The organism is Actinosynnema sp. NPDC059797 (assembly GCF_042732085.1).
Lineage (GTDB): Bacteria > Actinomycetota > Actinomycetes > Mycobacteriales > Pseudonocardiaceae > Actinosynnema.
On sequence record NZ_JBHWIE010000739.1, the window covers coordinates 1 to 1,347 of the forward strand.

Genomic DNA, 1,347 nt, shown 5'->3' on the forward strand with positions numbered 1-1,347 from the left:
GTGCACCCAGGGCGGCCTGGCCGCGCTGCTGCGCGCGATGGTCGAGCTGACCGGGCTGGGCCCGGAGGACCGGCTCGCCTCCATCACCACGCCCGCGTTCGACGTGTCCACGGTGGAGATGCTCGCGCCGCTGATCTCCGGCGCGACGCTCGTCGTGCTGCCCGCCGACGACGTGGCCGACGGCGCGCTGCTGCGCGAGCGCATCGCCGAGGCGCGGGCGACCGTCGTCCAGGGCGGCCCGGCGAGCTGGCGCATGGTCGTGGCGGCGGGCGGCGTGCCCGCGCACGTGCGGCTGCGGATCAGCGGCGGCGAGGCGATGACGCGGGACCTGGCCGACGACCTCCAGCACGACGGCGCGGTGCTCATCGACGGCTACGGGCCCACCGAGACCACGGTGTACTCGGCGGCGGGCGTCGTGGCGCACGCGCCGGACCCGGTGCGGCTGGGCCCCGCGGTCAAGGGCACCTCGCTGCACGTGCTGGACCCGTTGATGCGGCCGGTGCCGCCGGGCGTCATCGGCGAGCTGCACATCGGCGGCGCGGGCGTGGCGCGCGGCTACCACGGCCTGCCCGCCCAGACCGCCGACCGGTTCCGGCCCGACCCGTTCGGCGCCACGCCCGGCGGGCGGCTCTACGCCTCCGGCGACCTGGTCCGGCGGCACGCCGACGGGCGGCTGGAGTTCCTGGGCCGCGCCGACCGGCAGCTCAAGATCCGCGGCTACCGCATCGAGCCCGGCGAGGTCGAGGCGGTGCTGCGGGCGCACGAGGACGTGGCCCAGGCCGTCGTGGTGGCGTGGTCCGCGCACGCGGCGGACGTGCGGCTGGTCGCCTACGCGGTGCCCGCCGACCCGGCGCTGCCGGAGGACGAGCTGCGCCGCCGCGTGCGGCCGCACCTGGCCGCGAACCTGCCCGAGTACATGCTCCCGGCCACGGTCGTGGTGCTCGACGCGCTGCCGCGCACCGGCACCGGCAAGATCGACCGGGACGCGCTGCCCGAGCCGGTGTGGGCCACCGAGGACGTGGAGCTGGTCGAGCCGCGCGACGAGACCGAGCGGCGCATGGCGCAGATCTGGCGCGAGGTGCTGTCGATGCCCGCGGGAGCGCCGCTGGGCGTGCACGACAACTTCTTCGCCCTGGGCGGCCATTCGCTGACCGCCACGCAGATGCTCGCCCGGGTCCGCGCCGCGTTCGACGCGGACCTGCCGCTGGCCACGCTGTTCGCCGCGCCCACCATCGCGGAGCTGTGCGGCGGCCTCACCGGCGCGCGGACCGCGGCACGCGGGCCCGTGCCGCTGATCGACCAGCTCGACGACCTGTCCGACGACGAGATCGACCGGTTGCTCGGCGC

Annotated in this window: 1 protein-coding gene; it reads left to right on the top strand. The window is 76.9% G+C overall.

The features are described 5' to 3' along the window. The coding region (locus ACFV4N_RS43810; RefSeq protein ID WP_499678614.1) for a non-ribosomal peptide synthetase at positions 1-1,347 on the top strand (1,347 nt) is incomplete at both ends.